The 23,057-nt window shown below is 45.4% G+C and carries 1 protein-coding gene; it reads left to right on the top strand.

Going from position 1 to position 23,057, the window contains the following annotated elements; genetic code table 11:
- The first annotated feature begins 11 nt into the window (after nucleotides 1–11).
- Entirely contained in the window at nucleotides 12–23,057 is a 23,046-nt protein-coding gene (locus KIH87_RS12915) for a hypothetical protein (RefSeq protein WP_232358281.1), read from the top strand.

The raw sequence follows: 23,057 nt of genomic DNA, 5'->3' as shown, positions 1-23,057 counted from the left end.
GGTAAATCATAATGTTGAGTAATAACGCCAAGCAATTGACTGCAAAACTTCTGACTTTGATTATGCTGCTAAACCCGGCGGTTGTAGCGGCTAAAGGTGTTGTTGGAGTATTAAATACAGACAAGGATTTACATGGTTTGGTTCGTATTGGACAAACGGGTGTGTATGGTCAGGGGTATATTCCAACCAGCAACTCTGAGCAAGTGCAAAATGCTCAGATGCAGATTGCTCAACAACAGGCGCAGCAACAAGTTCAGCAAACTCAATCAGCACAAGCGGTACAGCAAGCACAAGCTGCTCAAAGCGCTCAGGCTGAGCAGCAAGCAGCATTTGCATTGCCACAACAGAATTCATCAACCGGTATTGAGATTGATCCTACCGTTGGCGATGGTATGGGAATGAAAGAATCCGCGAATGGCACTACGGTAATTGATATTGCCGAGGCTTCTCAAGCGGGTGTATCCCATAACTTGTTCAGCAAGTTTAATGTTGATGCAAACGGTTTAATCCTGAATAACAGCCTGGATCCTATCATTTCTCAATTGGGTGGCTGGACCGACGGTAACCGCCGTTTGGCTGGCGGCACGGCTAGCATTATTTTGGCTGAGGTAACAGGTGGTTCGGCTTCTACCTTGCTGGGGTTCACCGAAATATTAGGCGATTCAGCAGAGTTTGTTTTAGCCAACCGTAACGGCATAACCTGTAATGGCTGTGGTTTTATCAATACCCCCAGAGTGACCTTTGCAACAGGTGCTGCCGATGTTCAAGGTGGGCAATTACTCGGTTTCAATATTAATTCCGGTAGTGTGGTTATTGATGGTTACGGCTTAAATGCTTCCAATATCAGCAAGTTTGATATTTTGACTCAGGCTATGTACCTGAATGCTGCTTTGTATGCCAATGAACTTAATGTTTATACCGGCAATAACTACATTAGTTATCAATCAGAAGAAGTCCGTCAACTTGCTAATCAGGCTAGTGAAACTCAACCCCTATTTGCATTAGATGCCTCAGCGCTAGGTTCCATGTACGTCAACAGTATTAAGTTGATTGGTACACAAGCCGGGCTAGGTGTGAGAAGTGACGGTTTAATCAGCTCCACTAACCAGCTGGAATTAACTGTCGATGGCCAAATTCGTCTCAAGGATACCGTCACCAACGGGCAAGCCTCAATCAACTCGGTCAATGGCGATGTGATATTGAGTGGTAGCACTCATGGGCAAAATGTCGCAATTAACGCTGGCGCGACATTTGAAAATACCGGAACAGTGACTTCAAACTCAGATATTACTGTTACCGCTAATGATGTGAACCAGAATGGGCAGCTTTATGCCGGAATTGATGAGCAAGGGCAGCTAACTAATGTTTCTAATATTTCTCTCAATGCGCAGGGCAACATTGTTAATACCGGGACTATGCTCAGCCTGGGTGAAGTCAATATCAATGCCAACGGATTAGTGAATACTGAAACGGGTACTATTCAATCGAATACAGTAACCGGAAACATTGCTCAGGCGGAGAATCAGGGATTGTTGCTGGCAAGTGATTTGTCCCTTGATGGTACATCCTTAACCAACTCGGGCACGATTCAGGCTGAAAATATCACCATCACCAGCGAGCAATTGAATCAAACGGGTGGTTTGATTTACCAGTCCAGTGCCGACGGGCAACTTAATATTACCAATCAGCAGATTAATATTGAGGCGGGATTAATCGCCCATGAAGGAGCTGCAAATGTTAACGCTGTTGAATCTGTTAGCAATGCCGGAGAGTGGCTGGCTAATGGACAGTTAACCATTGAAACAGGCACATTAGCTAACAGCGGTACATTACAAACTCAGCAGAACACCTCTATTTCCGGTGAGCAATTGCAGAATTCAGGTACCCTGATTTTCAATGGTGAAAATGCTCCTGAGTTATCTTTTAGTGAATCCATTAACAACGACAACGGTATTCTTCAATCCACAACCAATTTATCTATTGAGACAAACAGCTTTACCAACCAACAAGGGCAAATTCTTCTGCTGGCGGAAGAGGGAAGCACCAACATTGTTGCTAATGATATTAATAACGACAACGGACAGCTTCTTAGTAATAGCAATATTGCCCTGAACGGTGTTGATATTAGTAACAATGCGGGCGTCATCAGTGCTGGTGAGTTGAGTATCTCAGGTGAGCAAATCACTAACATTGAAGGAACACTGCAAGCCAATAATCTGAATATTGAGGGCGTGACTCTTGATAACACGCAAGGCCAGATTATCAGCCTGGATACGGAAGCTGATGCGCTCAATATTACGTTAAGTGGCGATTTGAATAACCAATCGGGTGTTATTCTGTCGCAAAGTCAGAATTTGAATATCAGTGCTAACTCTCTAAATAACAGCTCTGGAACCATTGCATTGACCGGATTAGGCGTTTTAAGCCTTGAGGTATTGGATGCTTTAGCGAATACCGATGGCGTGATCCAGGCCACCACTGAAATGCAAATCAATGCAGGTTCACTGAGCAATGAAAATGGCCTGATTACCGCAGAAACATTAACAGTTTCAGCCTATTCACTGGATAACAGTGCCGGCACATTGTTTGGTGAAAATGTGTCCTTGTCAGGTAATTCCTTGATCAATCAGGGCGGTATTATCGCTGCTCAATTAGCGGCATCGGATGATGAAAATGCTGATTCGGCGGACGAGCAGGGCAATATTGCACTAGCTATTGATTTCAGTGAATCCATTGATAACAGTAATGACGGAACCATTGAAAGCCATGCAGAAAATCTTACCTTAAATACCAATAGCCTAAACAATGATGCGGGGCGTATTGCGCATGTTGGCCTGGGTGTCTTAACGATAGAGGCGCTTACTTTGAGTAATGTCGCGGGTTCGTTGGTGACTAACGGTGATATGAGTATTAGCGCAACAACGATTAATTCCAATGAAGGAATCTTGTCCGCACTGGGAAGCCTCTCAATATCAGGTGACAGTTTCAACAACGATTTGGGAACCCTTGTTGCCAATAATATCAGTGTTGATGTTGCTACTTTATCCAATAATGACGGTGTGATTCAGGGCGTTCAAAGTTCATCAATTAATGCTGACAGCCTCATCAACCAAAATGGTCAAATCAGCGCAACGGTGATTAATCTTGAAAGTGATGAGATTGATAACAGTGGTGGGCGACTGGTTGCAGAACAGATCTCGCTCACAGCTCAAAGCATCAATAATCATTCCGGCGTTCTGGTTGCCACTCAGTCCGATGATGGCGCGTTAGTCTTAAATGCTGAAGAGATCGATAACACCTCCGGGACTATCTATGCCGAAAACGCTGATGTCAGCATTACAGCCACAGCATTAAATAATCAGCAAGGCACTATTGCGGCTGCAACCAATACCGTTTTGAACTCCACTTCTTTAAACAATGAAGAAGGCAGCATTTCGGCTACCAATAACTTATCCATTTCCGCACAACAACTAAGCAATTCCGGTGGTAATTTGATTGCAGGTGCAAATCTGGATATTCAAACCAATACCCTCACCACGACAAATGGCATTATCGTTGCGGAAAATGATCTCGCCATTGATGCCAGTAACATTAATGCTCAAGGGGCAACGCTCCAGGCTGCTAATCAGGTCGATATTAAGACCAATCAGTTTGATTTGGGGCTAAATGGCTTGGTTAATGGGCAGCAAGTCAATCTGAATGCTAATTCATTAAATGTTGGAAATGGCAGTGCCATCAATGGCTCGAGCCTAACCATTAACAGCGGCAGTATTAATAACGCGGGCTTATTGCTAGCCACAGGAACCCATTCTAATTCCTTCACTCTCAATGCTGGCAGTCTTAATAATAGTGGGCGTATTGAAAGTCGCGGTAATGGTTTTGACTTGTCACAAATCACCATCAATAACAACGGTGGAGAGATTGTTCATTTAGGTTCGGGAGTGTTGCGTCTTGAATTTCAATCGGAGTTAGATAATCGTTCAGGATTAATTTATACCGATGGTTCTTTGGTGCTGAACTCCAATGGTATCAATAACGCCGATGGGCAGATAGTGACTGGCGGCGAAGCGACAATCAGTACATCCAGCTTCAATAACACTAAAGGCGTGGTGCAGTCAGGAAGTGCGCTAAACATCACAGCTTCCTCCCTTCAAAACAACAATGGCACCATTAACGGGCAAGGTGGCAGTCTTTCATCACTGAATGTTCGAGGGAGTTTAGATAACTCAGGAGGCACAATTGCGCTTTCTGCGACAGACGTAAACATTAGCGCTGGTACGCTTATCAATAGCAATGGCGTACTGGTTGCGGGGAATGAAAATTCTGCTGGTAATGTTTCTATCGACACAAGTTCGTTGAGTAATCAAAACGGTACTATTCAAATCAATAACAGTACGGTTGTGATTAATGCAGGTGAGCAATTTGATAATACCGATGGTGTCTTGAGTATTAGCGGTTCAGGAACCCGTATTAATGCGCAAACGCTTACCAATTTAAATGGTGTTATCAGCCAGTCGGGTGACGGCGCCCTAAACATAGAAAGTGCGACTATCGACAACACAGGTAAAGGGCAGATAGTCTCTGATGCCGGTTTGCAATTAACGGCTACCGATATCGTCAGTGAAGGTATTGTTTCTGGCACATTGGTTGATATCAATACCACTACTATTTCCAATAGCGGCGATTTGCAAGCCACAGAATTAACACTCAATGCTGAAACATTGACAAACTCGGGTTTGATCGATGCACAAACGGCAACAATAGCGCTCACCAATCTTGATAACAGTGGCTATATACAAGTGCTTGGTGAGGATGGTTCAACCACCTTTACCCTTACTGCCGAAAGCTTGAATAATCAAGGCGCCATCATCACTAATGCCACTGATTTTAGCCTGACCAATATGGACATTAATAATCAGGATGGCCGTATTGTGCATCAGGGCTTAGGTGTGCTGACGATTGAGGCGCTTAATGATCTGAATAATCAGGGCGGTGTCATTAGTACCGATGGTTCATTGGTCTTTAATGCTCAAACACTGGATAACCGTAAAGGGGTATTGAGCGTTGCGCAAAGTGCCGACATCAATTTGCAAGATGTGAATAATGAAGCGGGCAGTATTATTTTGCAGGGAACCGATGCCCTTACATTTAATATCGCCGATACGCTGAATAATAACGATGGTGTTATTCAGGCTAATAGCTCGCAAGTGGATATCACGGTGCTTAATGTCACTAACCAAAATGGGGTGATTGATGTTGCCGGGCAGTTAAACATTAGCACACAAGAGCTGAATAACTCGCAAGGGCAAGTGAATGGTGGTGGCATCAATATCCAGATTGATGCGTTAAATAACGAAAATGGTCAAATAGCCGCGTTTGATGCTGATGGAACAGGCATTCAATTGCAGGTCGCCAATGCCATTACCAACACCGATGGGGTGATTTCCAGTGCTGGTGCAACAAATAGTATCAGTGCAGCAGTCCTTGAGAATACTAATGGTAATCTGAACATTGCGGGCGATCTGGATTTAACTGTCACAGATATTAACAACACAGGGACTGGCGAAATTGTGGCTGGCGGTCAAATGACATTGACCACAGATGACCTGGCGAATGAAGGATTGATTCAGGCGGAGCAACTGAGCATCAATGCCCCCCTTATCAATAATTCAGGTACGCTTTCCGCCACAGGTTCACAGCTAGAGTCTTTACAAATTACCACCAACAGCCTGACAAACTCTGGGTTGATTATTAGCCAAGGTGAAAACCTGAACCTGACTAATCTGTCGTTGAACAACGAGTCAGGCTCTATTGTTCATGCGGGAACGGGTGTACTGAGTATTGAAGCCTTGGCAGAACTTAATAATAACCAGGGGGAGATTATCAGCAATGGTCAGTTAGATTTAGTGGCTGAAACACTGACTAACACCCAAGGTCTGGTTCAATCAACTAATGCGTCTAACCTGACCTTAACGTCATTGAACAATGCTCAAGGTAATATTAATGCGGGCGGTGTCTTAAATATCACCGCAGTAGGTATCGACAATAGCAATGGTGCGTTGGTTGGTAGCCACATTCAGGTGACAGCAGATGTATTGAACAACACATCTGGGCAAATACTGGCGACGAATGACATTGGGCAATCGCTCAATCTGCAAATAGCCAATAGTCTGAATAATAGCAATGGACAAATCCTTGGTGCCGGTGAATCTGGCGTTATCACTACCCCAGTCTTAACTAACAACAACGGACAAATCAATTTAGCTGGAAATGGCGAGTTAGCCTTGACAGCAACACAACTGGATAACCTTGGAACCGGTTCTATTTCTGCCAATGGTACTTTGTCCTTAACTTCAGACACGTTAAACAACGTCGGTTCGTTAAGTGCTAACACGCTTAATCTTCAAGCTACTCAAGTTGATAATTCCGGCACGGTTTCTGCGGCACAAAACCTGTCTTTAAACAGCAATGCGTTACTCAATAGCGGCACTATTGGTGCTCAAACCGCGTCGATTAATGTCGCAACTATTAATAACAGCGGCACTTTGGCTATTTCCGGTACGCAACAAGAAAGCCTGAGTCTGAATGTGTCTGATTTGACCAATACCGGTACGATTGCCAGCAACGGTCAGGACTTCGCATTACAAAATGCGTCAATCAACAACAATGCCGGAAACCTGTTGCACTTTGGTACTGGCGTATTAACCCTTGATACGTTAGGTGAACTGCAAAATATAGCTGGTAGCATTATCACCAGTGGGCAGCTACAGCTTACCGCCGACAGCTTGAACAACAGTAATGGACTGTTGCAGATCGCCGATGCCGCCAATATTCAATTAAATGATTTAACCAACAATAATGGTGAAATCACGTTGTTGGGCGAACAACTATTGCAGTTGCTGGTAACCAACCTGATTGATAACCAGAATGGTCAGATTGAAGCCGCTCAAATTACCTTAAATGCCGCCAATTTAAACAACACTGCGGGACAGTTATTGGCAATGGGAACGACAGGTACTTCCCTGAACATTCAGCTTTCCGGCTCTTTGACCAATACCGACGGCCTGATTTACGGCGCAGGTGAAAATGCGTCTATTACTGCTAATCAAATTCTGAATCACAACGGTGATATTCACTATGCCGGATTAGGCGTATTGCAACTTGATGCTGCCAATATCACCCATTCTGGCAGTGGTTCTATTGCCTCAAACGCAGGTCTGACGATTAACGCGACCAATCTGACATCAAGTAGCCTGATCAGCAGTCAGGGGCAAATGAATCTGGCAATTAGCACTATTGATAACCAGAACACGGGCGAAATCGTCGCGGGCGATTTGAACGTTACTGCAGATAGTCTTAACAATGCCGGTTCGGTCAATGCTGCTAATACATTGCTGAATGTCACAGATCTTGTTAATGCGGGTCAACTGGCGGCAGATGGAACATTGCAGGTTAATGCGACCAACTTGACTAACACCTTGGGGCAGATCGAAGCAACGGGAGCTCTGGGTATTAATGTTCAAGCGCTGGATAACAGCCAAGGCAGTATTGCTGCTTTAGGTGCTGATGCTCTGAGCATCGACGTTGCTAATACGTTAAACAATGAAGCCGGGACTATTGCTGCTAATAGTCTGCAGACGGTTATCAATGCCAACCAATTGGCGAATAGCAACGGTGTGCTGCAAGTGCAAGGTGATTTGGCTATCACTGCTCAGTCATTGGTGAATCAGCAAGGTCAGGTTGCGGCTGAGAATGCCAACCTGAATATTACCAATATCGACAATACTCAAGCTGGTCAGCTACATGCCAATAGCACGCTTACCTTGACCGCTACTAATCTGCAAAACAATGGCTCGATTTCGGGTAATAGCGTTAATCTGAACGCCGCTATTTTGAACAATAACGTTGATGGTCAAGTGCTGGCTGAGCAATTGGCAATCAATAGCCAAACCTTAATCAATGCAGGAAGTCTGCAAGCAGATCAGGCAGAGCTGCAAGCTACTACTTTACTAAATTCCGGTACTATTCAGACAGAAACCTCATTAACAGCGCAAGCTACAACTCTGACTAATCAGGGAGCAATCGTCAGTGCTGGAACCATGGCGTTGACAACTGACACGCTAAACAATGATGAAGGCAGTATTCAGTCAGATACCTTGAGCATTACTGCCGATGAACTGAACAACAGTGCCAATGCCAATATTTCAGCCTTTTCTACGCAAGGCGATGCAATGAACATTGCTGTTGCAAATACACTAAGCAATACAGGCGATATTTATTCTGCGGGTGACGCTACCCGTATTAGTGCTGCGACATTGTCTAATTCAGGCAATATCGCACATGCTGGTACAGGTGAACTGACCATTAATGCAGCTACGCTACACAATTTAGCCGCAGGTGTGTTGTCCAGTAACGGTACTTTAATCACTACAAGTACAGAGCTTTTGAATGCGGGTGAAATCAGTGTTGCCAAGGCTCAACTAACCAGCGACATCATGAGCAATACCGGAAGTGTGTTGGCTGATGATATTAGTCTGACCGCCCAGACTCTTAATAATCAGGGACTGGTTGAAGCCGACACCATTCAATTATCTCTGGATGCCTTGACCAACTCTGGGCGTATTGCTGCTGCGGCAACACAAGGCGAATCATTACAGTTATTGGCGAATAGCCTGAGCAACAGTGGAACCATTGTTAGTAGCGGTGAACAGCTTAAATTGCAGAACATGACTATCGACAACACCGCTGGCGATATTCTGCATTTTGGTACAGGCGTGCTGACTATTGATGCCTTAAATACACTTCAAAACCAAGCGGGTTTGATCTACACCAGCGGCGATTTGAATCTGACCGCTTCTACGCTAAATAATCAGGCCGGGCGTATCATTACTGATAATCTAAGCGCTGATGTTCAAAACATTATCAACACCAATGGACTGTTGCTGGCAGATAGTAATTTAACGCTGACCACCGATACCTTAAACAACCAAAACGGCTTGGTTCTGGCGAACGGTACGACAGGAACCAGCCTTAATATTCAAGCAACCACCAGCATTGATAACCAGTCTGGCACTATTCACGGCTCGGGTGAAATTGCGCAAATCTCAACTGCTGATTTGAACAACCAGCAAGGTGTTATCAAACATGAAGGTAGCGATCAGCTTATCGTTAACGGAACATCGATTGATAACAGCAATGCAGGCCAGATTTTATCTAATGCTGAATTGAATATTCAGTCTCAGAACTTACTCAACGGTGGCGACATTGGTGCTCAAACACTGAATATTCAAAGTACCAACGTCAATAATCAGGGCAATATCGACACTGCTCAGTTGACCCTTACTGCGAATAGCCTGATTAATAGTGGCGATTTAGCGGCAGTCACGGCCAATATCAACGCCAGTAGTATCGACAACAGTGGTTTATTGGCGGCAACAGGTACAGTCGGCGACAGCTTAACGATTACTTCATCAAGCATTACCAACTCCGGTGTGATCGCCAGTTATGGTGAAAACTTCAGCTTATCGAATCTGGAGCTGAATAACGAAAATGGCAGTTTGCTGCATTTAGGAACCGGAGTGCTGACTCTGGACACGCTAAATGAACTACGCAATGTTGATGGCTTGATTCGTACTGATGGCTCACTGGATATCGCCGCTACCTTACTTAATAACGCCAATGGCGATATTCAAGTCGAGCTTGCGGCTCAAATTCAGGTTGATAACTTGAATAACCAGGCTGGAGAAATAGCGGTATTAAATGCAGTATTAAATAACGGCGATTTAACCATCAATGCCGCTCAATCTCTGGACAATGCTGGCGGTTTATTGGGCGCCAATGTTGTTGATTTGCAAACTGTTAATTTAAACAACAATGCGGGTCAGATACTGGGCAGTAACGTAGGCGTTACGGCTAATACGATTTCGAATATCGCCGGTGATATTCGCAGTGACAGTTTAACGCTGAACACGGCTTCTTTGGATAATAGCAATGGTTTGATTGCAGCCAATGATTCGTTATTGCTAACTGCAACCAACAGTTTGAACAACACTCAGGGAAGCATTGTCACCACTGGAACGACGGCAGTGATCAATGCGGGTGATATCAACAATACTCAAGGCTTAATCAGCCAATTAAGTGACAACGCATTAACCCTCAATGCCACAGGTACTATTTCTGGCACAGACAGCGTTATTCGCGCCAATCAACAGCTTAATGTTAATGCTGGTACCTTAAACAACGCAGGTACGGTCACCGCAAGTGAGTTGAACCTGACAACCAATACTCTCAATAATGATGGCGTTGTTCAGGGGCAACAAGTCACGATTAACACTGATGACTTCGCTAATCAGGGTGTATTGCTGGCAACTGGAACCACAGGTGAGTCGTTGGATATCAACACACTTAACGGTGTGAACAACAGTGGTCGTATTCAAAGTCACGGCACAGACTTAACCTTCACCGAGGCAGTGAATAACAGTGGTGAAATCATTCATGCCGGTGTCGGTGTTCTGTCTTTTGAGTCTTTGACCAATCAAAACGGTTGGGTTCATGCAAATAATGATTTAGTGGTTCAAGGCGGTGATCTGGATAACAGCAATGGTCTAATTCAGGCAAACAATGATTTGTCGATTACCGCAAGCACTTTGACCAACGATGCCGGGTTAATTCGTAACGGCGGCAATCTGGGGTTGGATTTGCAAAATCTGGACAATCAGAACGGCAGTATCAGCACTCAGGGAAGTAGCACATCCATTAACCTTGCCAACAATCTATTGAATGCCAACGGCAGTATTAATAGTTCGGCAGCCAATACTCAGATTAACGCCGCACAAATAAATAATGACGCCGGTGTTATTGCTACGGCTGGCGGATTGGCGGTCACGGCGAATAGCTATAACAGCAATGGTGGCGCGTTAACTTCTCAAAATGCTTTGAATCTGAATGTTGCCAATATTAATAACAATGCGGCAGCCTTGATTAGTGCCAATGATCTCACTTTAACCAGTGACAACGTCAACAATAATGGCGGTAGTATCGAAACTGCCAACAGCATGGTGCTTAATGTTGCCAACATGAGTAACCTGGGCGGTTTGGTGCTGTCGGCAGGTGAAAACTTCACGCTAAATTTACAGAATACGTTCGATAACAGTGCTGGTGGACAGTTGGAAGTTCATAGCACTGACTGGACTATTAATAATCAAAATATCAACAACCAAAGTGGCGTATTGCGTCACATGGGCAGCGGTGAGTTAAGCATTACCAGCAATACCCAACTGAATAACCAAAGCGGTTTTATTGGCAGTGCTGGCAATATTGTTCTTGATCTGCAAGGTCAAACTGCCGGGGTTGCGTTGAACAATAATGCTGGTGCAATTCAGGCTTCGGGTGATCTGAATATTTCAACACCCTATGCGATCGACAATACTGATGGACGCTTGTTGGCAGAAGGTAGTGTTGATCTGGCAGCCGCCTCTTTGACCAACACTCAGGGGAGGGTGATTGCTGGTCAGGGATTAGCGCTGGATCTTACTGATACGCTAAGCAACAACGCGGGCCTGATTTATAACGATAGTGGAGCGTTCTCGATTACCGCCGCCACTATTAATAATGGTAGTGGCGTATTGCTACATAATGGCGCACAGCCAATGACCTTGTCTGCGACAACACTTAACAGTAGTGGCGAGATCGGCGCTATTGGCACTAACAGTGTGTTGCAACTTGATGTTGCCACTTTAAATAATAGCGGTGTTGTACAAGCGAATACGCTGAATCTGAATGCGACAAACTTCAATAATGCTGGCGCAGTCAATGGCCAGCAAATTACGGTTACTACCAATCAGTTCAACAATAACAGCGGTTTGTTATCTGCAACAGGAACCAGCGGTGAATCATTGCGTATTGTGACAACAAACGCGCTGAGCAATCAGGGCGGTGTGCTTCAAAGTGCGGGTACGGCGTTAAATCTGGGTACTGCTCTGGATAACAGTAACGGCGAAGTCATTTTACTTAGCAATGGTACGTTGACGGTCACCAATGTTGATAACGATGGTGGGCGACTATTAAGCCAGGGCAATATCACTGGCTCAGGTTCTTTATCAAACCAATCGGGTATTGTTCAGGCTGCGAATAACCTGACGTTGACCCCGTCAACCCTGAATAACCAGAGCGGTAAGATCCACGCTGGAAATAACCTGAATGTGACCGCTGATAGCCTGAATAACAAGGGCGGTCAGATTAGCTCGGCGGGTAATCAGTTCAACCTTGATGTTAATGGTGCCATTGATAACAGCGCGGGTGGCGTGATGGTTTCTGCTGCCAACAATATGAACATTCAAGGTGGTAGTTTGCTGAATCAGGGTGGCAATATTAAGCATCTTGGAGCAGGTAATCTGGCACTTACCGGGTTCAATTCGCTTAACAATAATTCCGGTGTTATTGATACCGCTGGAACAGTGAATTTGTCATTGGATAGTTTAAGCAATGACAGCGGCGTGATTTCGGCCAATATCGCCACTATTAATGCTGGCACTATCAGCAACAAAGCCGGGACGTTGCAGGCGAGCCAGCTTGGCATTTCCACCAATAGCCTCGACAACAGCAATGGTATGTTGTTAAGCACAGGCACTTCTGCCAATAGTTTGAATTTGAATGTTAATGGTACTTTGACCAACAACGGCGGTGTCGTTGAGTCTCGTGGTCAGAATTTGAATCTGGCTAATGTAGGTACTATTAGCAATGCCGGGGGACAGATCCGTCATCAGGGAACCGGGACGCTTAATATTCAGCAATCGGGCGCATTTAATAACAATGCCGGAATGGTGTTTACAAAAGGCACGCTGGATTTTGATAGTGGTAATTTGAACAACAACAGTGGTGTGCTTTATGCCGCTGGTCAATCCAGTATCAATGCCGGGACGATTAGTAGTAGCGGTGGCAAAATTGAGGCCGGTAGCAACCTGTCTATTTCGGCTTCTTCCCTAAATAATACCAGCGGCAATGTAGTTTCGGGCGGAACGTTGTCGGTGAATACCGGAAGTGGTTCACTGAATAACACCTCTGGAACAATGTTCGCACAAGGTAGTCAGTTGACAATTAGCTCTGGCTCTGGCTCTGTCGATAACGACAACGGCACTATGGGCAGCAATGGTAATGCGTCGATTTCTGCTGGTTCATTGTTCAGCAATAACGGTGGTGTATTACAGGCCGATGGTACAGCAACGGTTTCTGCCACAAACATCAGTAACAGTGCCGGTGCATTGCAGGCAAATAACCTGACACTGAATGCAACCCAAACCATTACCAATACCAGTGGCGGGGTGATCAATGGTGGAGCCGTTACGCTTAAAGGCGCTTCGCTGAATAACTCGGGTGGTAAGGTTGTTTCCACTAGTAGCTCTGATAATTCGTTGTCGTTAACCGGCGTATCGGCGATTAATAACGACAGCGGTGTATTGAGCACGAAAGCGAATAACTGGAGCTTATCACTCAATAATTTGTCCAACACCAACGGTAAGCTTCTGCATGAAGGCTCTGGCACTTTCACTGTGAGTCAATCAGGCACCTTAACCAATAGCGGTATTATTGCTTCATTGGCAAATCTAAAAGTGAATGCCACCAGCGTTACCAATAATTCCAGTCTTCAGGCGGGCAATACTCTCACTATCAATGGTGGTTTAAGCAATAACTCTGCGGGTGTCTTGGTCGGCAAAAATATTGATATCAATGCCAGCGGTAAATCGGTCAGTAATTCTGGAAATATTGTTGCTAATAGTGCTGGAGTTGGTGTGCTCAGCATTGATGCGCTAAGCCTTACCAATAGTGGAACCTTGTACGGTGCAGATAGTGCGACGATTGCTGCTGGAACTATCACGAACAGTGGCAATGTTTCCTCAGACGTTTTAGCTATCAGCGGCTTTGGTACGTTAACCAATACTGGACGAATTGAAAGCGCTAATGGCACTTACACCGGAACCAACCTCAATAACAATTCGGGCGGTATTTTAGTTGCAGCTGGTACTGGCGCTGGGGCAATGAACCTGAATGTCAGCAATCTGAATAATGCCGGTGATATCTACAGTAAAGGCAGCTCCATGTCTTTTGGTGGCAATATTACCAATACTGGCACTATTACCCATGCGGGAGCGGGCGCACTAACCCTGGGTGACAAAGGTAGCGTGAATGTTGCCGGTGGTACAATCGCTACGGCAGGTACCGCCAAGTTGATGGGCAGTGTGTCTGGCGCCGGTGGTATCTATGCTCAAACCGGAATGATCATCAATAGCTCAGGAACCTTTACCAACAGCAACAGCAAGTTGTACACCGAAGGTAGTTTGCAAATTAATACCGCTGTTAACAACCAGGGCGGGGAGCTTATTGCTGATGGAACACTGGGAATAAATACGTCTGGAACTATCACCAACAGTAGTGGTTTGATTCAGGGGCAGAGTCTCAATCTTAAATCGGGCTTTTTAGCGAACGACAACGGTACCATCACATCAACAGGTACTGGTGCTGCGAGCATTACCGCCACCAGCATTGACAATACCAATGGTACGATACAGTCATCAGGAAGTAGCCTTTCTGTCAGCACAACCTCTGGTCATATTGATAACACTGGTGGCGCAATCAAACTGGGTGGCACGGGAACATTAAAAATTGCTGCTGCGACAAATCTTGCTAATGGTAGCGGTTCTATTCTCACTAACGGTTCCATTGATATTGACGCAGGTAGTGCGCTGAATAACGCGAGCGGCAATATTCAGGGTAATAACTTCGACTTGAATATTGGTACTACGATACAAAATACCAGCGGTAATATCGTTGCGTTTGGTACGGGTAATAGCACTTTGTCTGCCAATGGTAGCGTGACTAACAGTAGCGGAAAGATCGCTTCAAATGGCACTAATCTGACTCTGAATACCGGTGCGTTAAATAACAATGGCGGCACAATCGCCTTGGCTGGAACCGGGGCTTTAACCTTCAACAGTAGCAGCATTCAAAACAGCACTACTGGCAGCTATATTGGTTCTAACGGTGCATTGAACATGAATGCCGGGTCTTCGCTGAATAATGCCGGCACCGTATTTGGCAAGAATAGCAATAGCATTACCGCTTCCGGTTTAACTAACAGCGGCACTGTCGGTAGTAATGGTGCGCTTTCGGTTAATGCCACCGGCACAGTCACTAACACTGGAACCCTTTCTGGTGCTACCGCAACTACGGTACAAGCGAATGCGCTTAGCAATGGTTCCGGTAAAATTCAATCGAATGGTACAGTTACATTGACCTCCAGCACCCTGTCGGTGGGTTCAATCTACGGCGGTAATGTTGATATTAATCTGGGCAGTGGATTGTCGATTGGCTCAGGGGAATCTATCAGCTCTTCTGGTAATGTTGATATCACTACTGGCGGCGCAGTTAGCAATAGCGGAACGGTGGTTGCATCCGGAACTCTCGGCGTTGCAGGTACTAACCTGACCAATACAGGCAGCTTAAAATCCGGTGGCAACAATACCCTTAGCTTTAGTGGCACCATCAACAACAGTGGTTCTTTAAGTAGCCATTCTACCTTAACGGTTAACGGCAGTAGCTTAAGCAATAGCGGTACGGTTGCAGGCTCAACCACAAAAATTAATGCCAGCGTTAATAATACCAACCTGATTTACGCTTCATCGGAGTTGGATATTAATGGTTCAGTCACTAACAGTAGCTCTATTTATTCCAGTGGCAACGGCAAAATTACGGGTAGCACAATCACCAATAATGCGGGCCGAATTACGGCGGCTGGAAACCTTTCGTTGACCGGTACCATCAACAATAACCGAAGCGGCTCCACCAGCTTTACTCAAGGTGCGACCACCACCACCAGTGAATACACGGATGGTAATGGCGCGTTTTGGAGTCCGGTAAATAGTCCGGGTGGAGATGGAACAACCTGGTACCGTGATAAAGAAGTGCGCACATCTACGGTTTACACCGCTTCTGCAAGTGGAACTGCGGGCGTTATCGCAGCAGGGAATACACTGACCTTAACGGGCAAAACGACCAACAACTACAGCACCATTTCTGCTGGAGGTGACATCGTTCTGTCGCAAAACCTGACCAATAATTCGATTCAGAACCGAGTGGAAACCGATGTTGAAACTATTCAGGTAAAACATTACTGGGATTGTTTGCAAGCATGGGGAGGCACTAAAACCGGCTGCGCAGAGCCCGGCACTATTACTACCACTGAAACGGTCACCGGCTCATCTCAAGAAACCACCTATACCGGTGGCGCATATGGGACTGTTGTTGCTGGAGGTAATATTAGAGGCAATGTCGATGGGTTTAATTCCAACGATGCCAGTCCTGTCAGCGCCAACGGCTCCACCGCTGCTACTACAGCCAGTGGCAGCGCAGGTTCCGCAACAAGAGGAAGCGGGGCGTCTAGTACATCTGGTCAATCGGCTTCAACCAGTAGCTCTAGCGGTACAGTGTTGAGCACTACGGGTCAAAATCTGACTGTTAATGGCACGGCTTCCACCGCCAATACTTCTGTTTCTGTGGGTAATACTTCTGCCAATGGCGTTGTCGCAACCACCGCAGGGCAAGCTTCACAAGTGAGTACCGGTAACGCTCAAGCCAATGCGGTAACTGCTGTTGTTGCTCAAACTGGCTCGGTTGTTTCCAGCGGTACTCAAACCGTTGTTAATAATCAAACGGGTAATACTCAAACTGCTATTACGGTTGCTGTTGTAGGCAATAGTGAAGCCACACTCAGCACCGCTGTCGTTGTTGGAACAGGTAGTGCTCCGGGTAGCAATGCTCATAATGTGACTAAAACCCCCATTCTGGTACCAGAAAATCCACAAATGATATCTGTAGGTGGTACTGGCGCAGATCGTAATGGTACCGATGTCAAAGCCGCGGTGATCACCGACAACCCGCTTGTGGATAATCAGCAAAATGGCAATAACATCGCGAATCAGGACTTGGCAACATTGGCGTTGAATGTCAGTTCCAATATTGAAATTAAAACTGCTGTATTACCTGGACCTCGTGATAAAACCGTTGGCGATGTGGTTGTGACACCCGGAACGGTTAATACTGGCGTTGTGGTTGTTGATACCTCTGGTGCTACACAAAAATCCGCCAATGACGATGTGTATCAGGTCATTGTGGATGGTCAGCCTGCTATTAACTCTGGTGGTATTATCCCGGATCCCGAAGACGATGCACCGATAGAGAAAAGCCTGATATCGGTTGTACAGCCTAAACCTGTTGTTGTCGGAATTGTTCCCGATGAAAGTGGTTCTGCGCCTGTTTTTAACGACAAATACACTACACCTGACATTATTCCAACCGATCAAGACAACATTCGCTCTTTGATGCCCGTTGAAGGTGAAACTCAAGACCAGCACTATGAAGTTGCCATATTGCCATACCAGGGGGATATGACTTTAGTCTCTTCTGGAACGCAAGCGGAATATACCAATGGTCAAGGTAATCCTGATGTTAGTATTACCATCGTTAACGATGCACCAGATTTGGATTACAACGCTGAAAATCGCGATGAATTCCTGCAAAAACCATTGCAGGACGACCTGGACAACCCTGCTTTTATCGAAGAAATTGACCGCGCTGCTGAGCAAACCCTCTATACCATGGAGCAACAGCAGCAAAACCAGAATGAACAATATGCACAAACCAGCAATCCGTCGAACGAGCAAAATAGCGCACCACCTGCGCCCTTTAGCCTTGCCAGCGTCGGCTTGACTCAAGGTGACGTGGAAGTTGCGCAAAATATCTTCATGACTGAAGAACAAGTCGCGGTATTAACCGGAGAACTTGGCTTTAACGAAGACTATATCCGCTATGGTGAATATGTCCTGTATTCCGCCATATCACAAAACGACCTGCTGGAAGACGGTGTGACTATCAGTGCGGGTGGCAGTATTGATATTACCAGCACGGGTGATATCAGTATTGATGCTGGTATTTCAGGTAAAAACGGAGTCGTTTTGAGTGCAGAAGGTGCTCTTAACTTTATTAATACCACTTTCATTGATAGTGACAGTCTAATTGGTCTGCAAACCGGTGTGGATTTTACCAATACGCTGAATTTACAAAGCGAAGATATTTGGTTGGATGTTGGAGGTAACTTCACCAATAACGGCACGATTAATGGTGCGGCTTCTGTTGATGTAATTGCTCAAGGCAACCTGACCAATAACAGCACGATTAATTCAGGTAATTTCCTGTGGATGGATTCTCTGGGTGGAGACCTGATTAATAATTCCAGCATACATTCCGATGGCTTTGCCAGTCTGACTGCGGGTAATAACCTTATCAATATGGCTGGCTCAACAATCTCTGGTTTCGATGTTGAATTGGCTGCGGGCAATGACATCATTAATCGTAGAGAACAATACTCCATTGATTATGAAAATAATGCAGGTAATTACCGCGTTGAAATGGCATGGGGAGGCAAAGACGCTAACATCATTTCGCAAAACAGCTTAAGCATGAATGCCGGTAACAATATTGATATTACCGGCAGTCGATTCAATGCATCGGGTGATATCAGCTTGTATGCCGGAAATGATGTCATTTTGGGTGCAATAGAGAACACCACTAATGTTGAGCGAGAGTTTAAAGGCGGTTACGACAAGCATTACGATACTACCTGGGATGTTGCCAGCCTTGATGCCGGTGGAAACCTAAGCATTGCAGCAGGGAATAATTTGGAATCCCAAGGTACGGAAATGTTTGCCGGAGGCAATGTCAATTTAGCCGCTGGCAATGAAATGAACTTGATGGGCGTCACAGAAGTTCATTCCACAAAAACCAAGAAAACCAAGAAAAGCACTTTCTCGAAAAAAGTCACTGTTGATGAAGTGACCAAAGTAACGCATGAAGGAACCACCATCATTGCAGGTGGCAATGTCAATATGAATGCCCAGGAAACCGAAAGCGGAATGCGTTTGTTTAACTCGGGCGACATTATGATGGAAGGCACACAAATCGCCGCTGGTGGGGATTTGTTTGCCTATACCCAGGGCGAGATGAATGTTGTATCCGGTGAAGAATGGGAATCTGAACTTCATTATACGAAGAAGAGTTATCTTGGCGGGTTATTCGGCTCTGAAAAAACGTCACAGGAAGATGTGCAATACCTTGGACATGCTGAATTGCATACAGGTGGCGATATCACCTTGTTGGCTCAAAACGACATCAATGTGTTAGCTGGTCACATTAGTGGTCAAAACATTGATGCACGTGCCGGGTTTGGTAATGAAGAAGCCAAAGATGCAGATTTGAATATTCTGGGAGAAGAGCAAACTCGTAGCTTATACGAAGAAAGTCGTAAACGTGGTTTGTCTCTCGGTTTCAGTGATAATTTCCTTTCTGTTGCCAAGGAAACAGCACAGGAAAATACTCAGGTAACGACGGAATATGTTGGTAGTACCTTTATTGCCGAAGAGAACGTCAATTTAACTGCAAGCCGAGACGTCAACATTGTCGGCTCTACAGTTGTTGCGGGAGAAAACCTGCGTATTAATGCCGGTCGCAATGCCAATATCGTTGCTGGAGAAAGCAGTAGCAGCAGTGCCTCTAAAGATGAAGAAACCAAGATAGGTATTGGTTTCAGTGGTGATGATAATGGCGTAAGTGTTTTTGCTGGTGCGCAAACCGAAGAATATAGTGTTGTGACTACTGATACCACGATTGTCAGTACCACGTTAAGCGCTGGTAACAATGTTACCGTGGTGGCAGGTGAAAACATTAATCAGATTGGTAGCCATATCAATGCGGTAAACGATGTGTTGATGCAGGCGGGTAATGACATCAATATTGTGTCTGGTGTTGCATACAATGGACTGGAACAGGAAGAGCGTTTTACTCGAACAGGTTTGACAGTTAGCGTACAGCATAATGTTGGCAATACCGTTGATGCTATTCAAAATGTTGGTCAGGGCGGTGATGCTGTCAGTAATGTTTCAGGCGTTCTACAAGCAGTTGATGCCGTAAATTCTACCTTAAGTGGTCCTCAAGCCAGTGCATTCCTTGGTACTGAAACCACTACCTCCGAATATACCGCGCAGGGAACAACCAATGTGGCTTCCACAGTGAATGCCGGTGGCAATGTCACGTTATTGGCTGATGGCAATGTAAATATTGCGGGCAGCCAGGTTAATGCCGCTAACGACCTGATGGTAAGTGCTACTGATATCAATGTGATAGCGGTTCACGACACGTATAACGACCAAAGCAGCTCAGACACACTCAGAGCGGGTGTGGGTATTAGCGCCAGCTCCGATAGCGCCAGCATTGGTGTCGAAGTGTCAGGCTCACAAAGCGATAACAATAGTCAAAGTACCTATGCTGTTGGAAGTGGTTTGAGCGCTGGCAACAACATGATACTGGCTGCCACCGATGACATTCTGATTGAAGGCAGTGATGTTAATGCCAATGCTGATATGACCTTTATCGCGGGCGATTCACTGACTATTACCAGCGCCACATCAAACTATGATAGTGAAAGCGACTCCAGTCATTTCAATGCGGGCGCAGGTATTGGTATATCCAGCTCAGGTCAGGCAGGTTGGTATGTTGATGCCGGATTGGGTGGAAGCGAGCTTGACCGTACGGCAACAACCGAGACCAATAGCCATGTCAATGCAGGTGGACATTTAACCGTTGTGACCGGAGGCGATACCAATATTGTTGGTGGCGTAGTGAATGCTGATACAGCGAGTATGCATGTAGGTGGCGATTTAACGGTGGCGTCGGTTACCAATACCGGAGAGGTTTCAGGGGAGCAATGGAATGTGTCTGCAGGTGTTTCCATGGGGGGATTCTCAGCCTCTGTTGGTTATGGAGAAACCGAAGGTGAAACTCATTGGGTCGATGAGCAAAGTGGCATTAACACCAATGGTCAAATGGATATTTATGTTGGTGGTCATACGCAGGTTGATGGCGCTTACATAAACAGTGATTCAGGTGAATTAGCCCTTGATACAGGAACGCTGGGATACAGCGATATTGAAGGTTACAACAACGAAAGTAGTTTCTATGTGAGCGTCGGTGTTGGTTTTGCGGGGGAAGATGGCTCAGGCAATGTTCACACTGAAAATACCGGTAATGCCACAGGTTCAACCGGTTCAATCAACAGTGTACAGGGTAACTACAGCAACCTCGACCAGGAGCAGATAAACCGCGCCACCATAGGCGAAGGCGTTATCACTATTCGTGATAATCCCGACCAGGATATCAGCGACCTGAACCGTGATATTGACATCGCACAGGAAACCACGCGGGATGAATCTGATGGTGTGGAAGTGTATTACACCGACTCATCATGGAACTCGGTGACCAATCCAACGGAAACATTGGAAAATTGGCAAAACAGCGTGAGTAACTACGGCAGTAATGCCATGGATGCAGTGAACAATCTTGAGCGGGGGGCAGACCTTGGCGGGTTGGTTGTTAATGCGATAGTTGAATATGGCAGTAATGGCAATATTCCAGAAGGAATGGAGAAAGCCTTACAAAGTTCAGAACTTAAGGCTGCGGGTTGGGCATATGCTGAAAATCATCCTGAGTATCTGGATGTATTGGCAAATCCTGAAAACTATCCAGCGGAAACGGTTCAAGCAGCGGAGCAAGCCTGGAGCCAACAAATGCTGGATTCATTTGGTGTTGAAACCGAAGCTGAGTTGAAGATTATTCTGAATGAACTGGGCATTATCCGTGGTGCGACAGATGGTGAAGATACTATCTATGTGAACCACGGTGAGGACGGTACATCGATTAGCGATGCTGGTTCTATTTCCAATACGATTGGTCATGAAGTGGCGCATATTGCTGGAGAAAGTGAGTCTGGTGCTGAGTTTTTGGGAGCTGTGGCAGAAATTGTCATGGATCAAGAACTGGATTATAACGGCATTGTTGATACAGGAAGTGATTCTGCGGTTGACTCAGCGTGGATAGAAACGAATTCCAGCAATGAAATGATTGTTCAGAACAATGAACAGTTTGCCAATGAAGACCCAACAGATATGTATTATTACCTGTCGGAGAATCAAAAACAGCAACTGGAAGCAGCCAAGGAAGAGTGTAATGGTAATTTCGGCTGTGAAATGAAGGCTGAGCTAGAGTACACCTATATTTCCCAAATGCAGAATGCAGCGGTGACAGCGGGTATTGTTGAAGGGGTAGGTAAAGAAGCTGTTGATGAATTGGTTGGATTGGTTGATATGCTGGCTAACCCTCAGCAACTGGTCGATTCATTACAAGCGATAGTGGATGATCCGGCTTTACTGGCAGAAGTTGCAGAAAACGAAGTCAAAGAAATTCAGGAGCTCTTGCAGAACTTTGAAGAACAACTTGAGATTGCAGGTTGGGACGGTGCTAATGAAGCGGGTGAGAATCTCGGTCGAATCACAGCCAAGATTGTAGCGTTAGTTGGTGGAGCGGTAGGCGCAGCCAAGGTAACCAAATCTATTGTAAAAGGGATTAAAGATACGATTGCGAAGAAGGTTGATGATGTTGGTGGATCTAAACACGGGTCGTTTGATACTGATTCTGAGGCAGGGCATCAATCGTATACATCTGTTGACGAAATACCTTTTCGTCAAAGGCAAGATACAAAAATGGGGGATTCTCTCGAAGAGCATATGATAGTCCCTAAAATTAAAGGTAAAAATGTAAGTGGTGGTCATAACATGGATGAATTTAATTCTTTAGTTGAATCTGGTGATGTAGAGATTATTAGTAAGGTTGAAATAAGACCGGGTATATATGAGATCGAATACAAAGTTGTAGGAAAAGAACCTCCAAGAGATCCGAAAACAGTATATGATCCGTCAGTAATTTCTGATGAACAAATTGTTGATTTTGGTAAGGCCGCTGTTTCGAAAAACTTTAAAGAGGCCGTGCAAGCTTATAATGAAACAGGGGCAAGAATATTTACTAGCAGCGCAGGTGGTATTAATTTTCAATATTATCTTGGTGTAAGCAAAGCTACAGGAGAAGTTATTGTATCTGGCTTTCACCCTATAAAAGGCTAG

Source organism: Paraneptunicella aestuarii (assembly GCF_019900845.1).
Lineage (GTDB): Bacteria > Pseudomonadota > Gammaproteobacteria > Enterobacterales > Alteromonadaceae > Paraneptunicella > Paraneptunicella aestuarii.
Note: the sequence above shows the minus strand (reverse complement) of the source record. Positions and strands in the feature narration are given on the sequence as shown.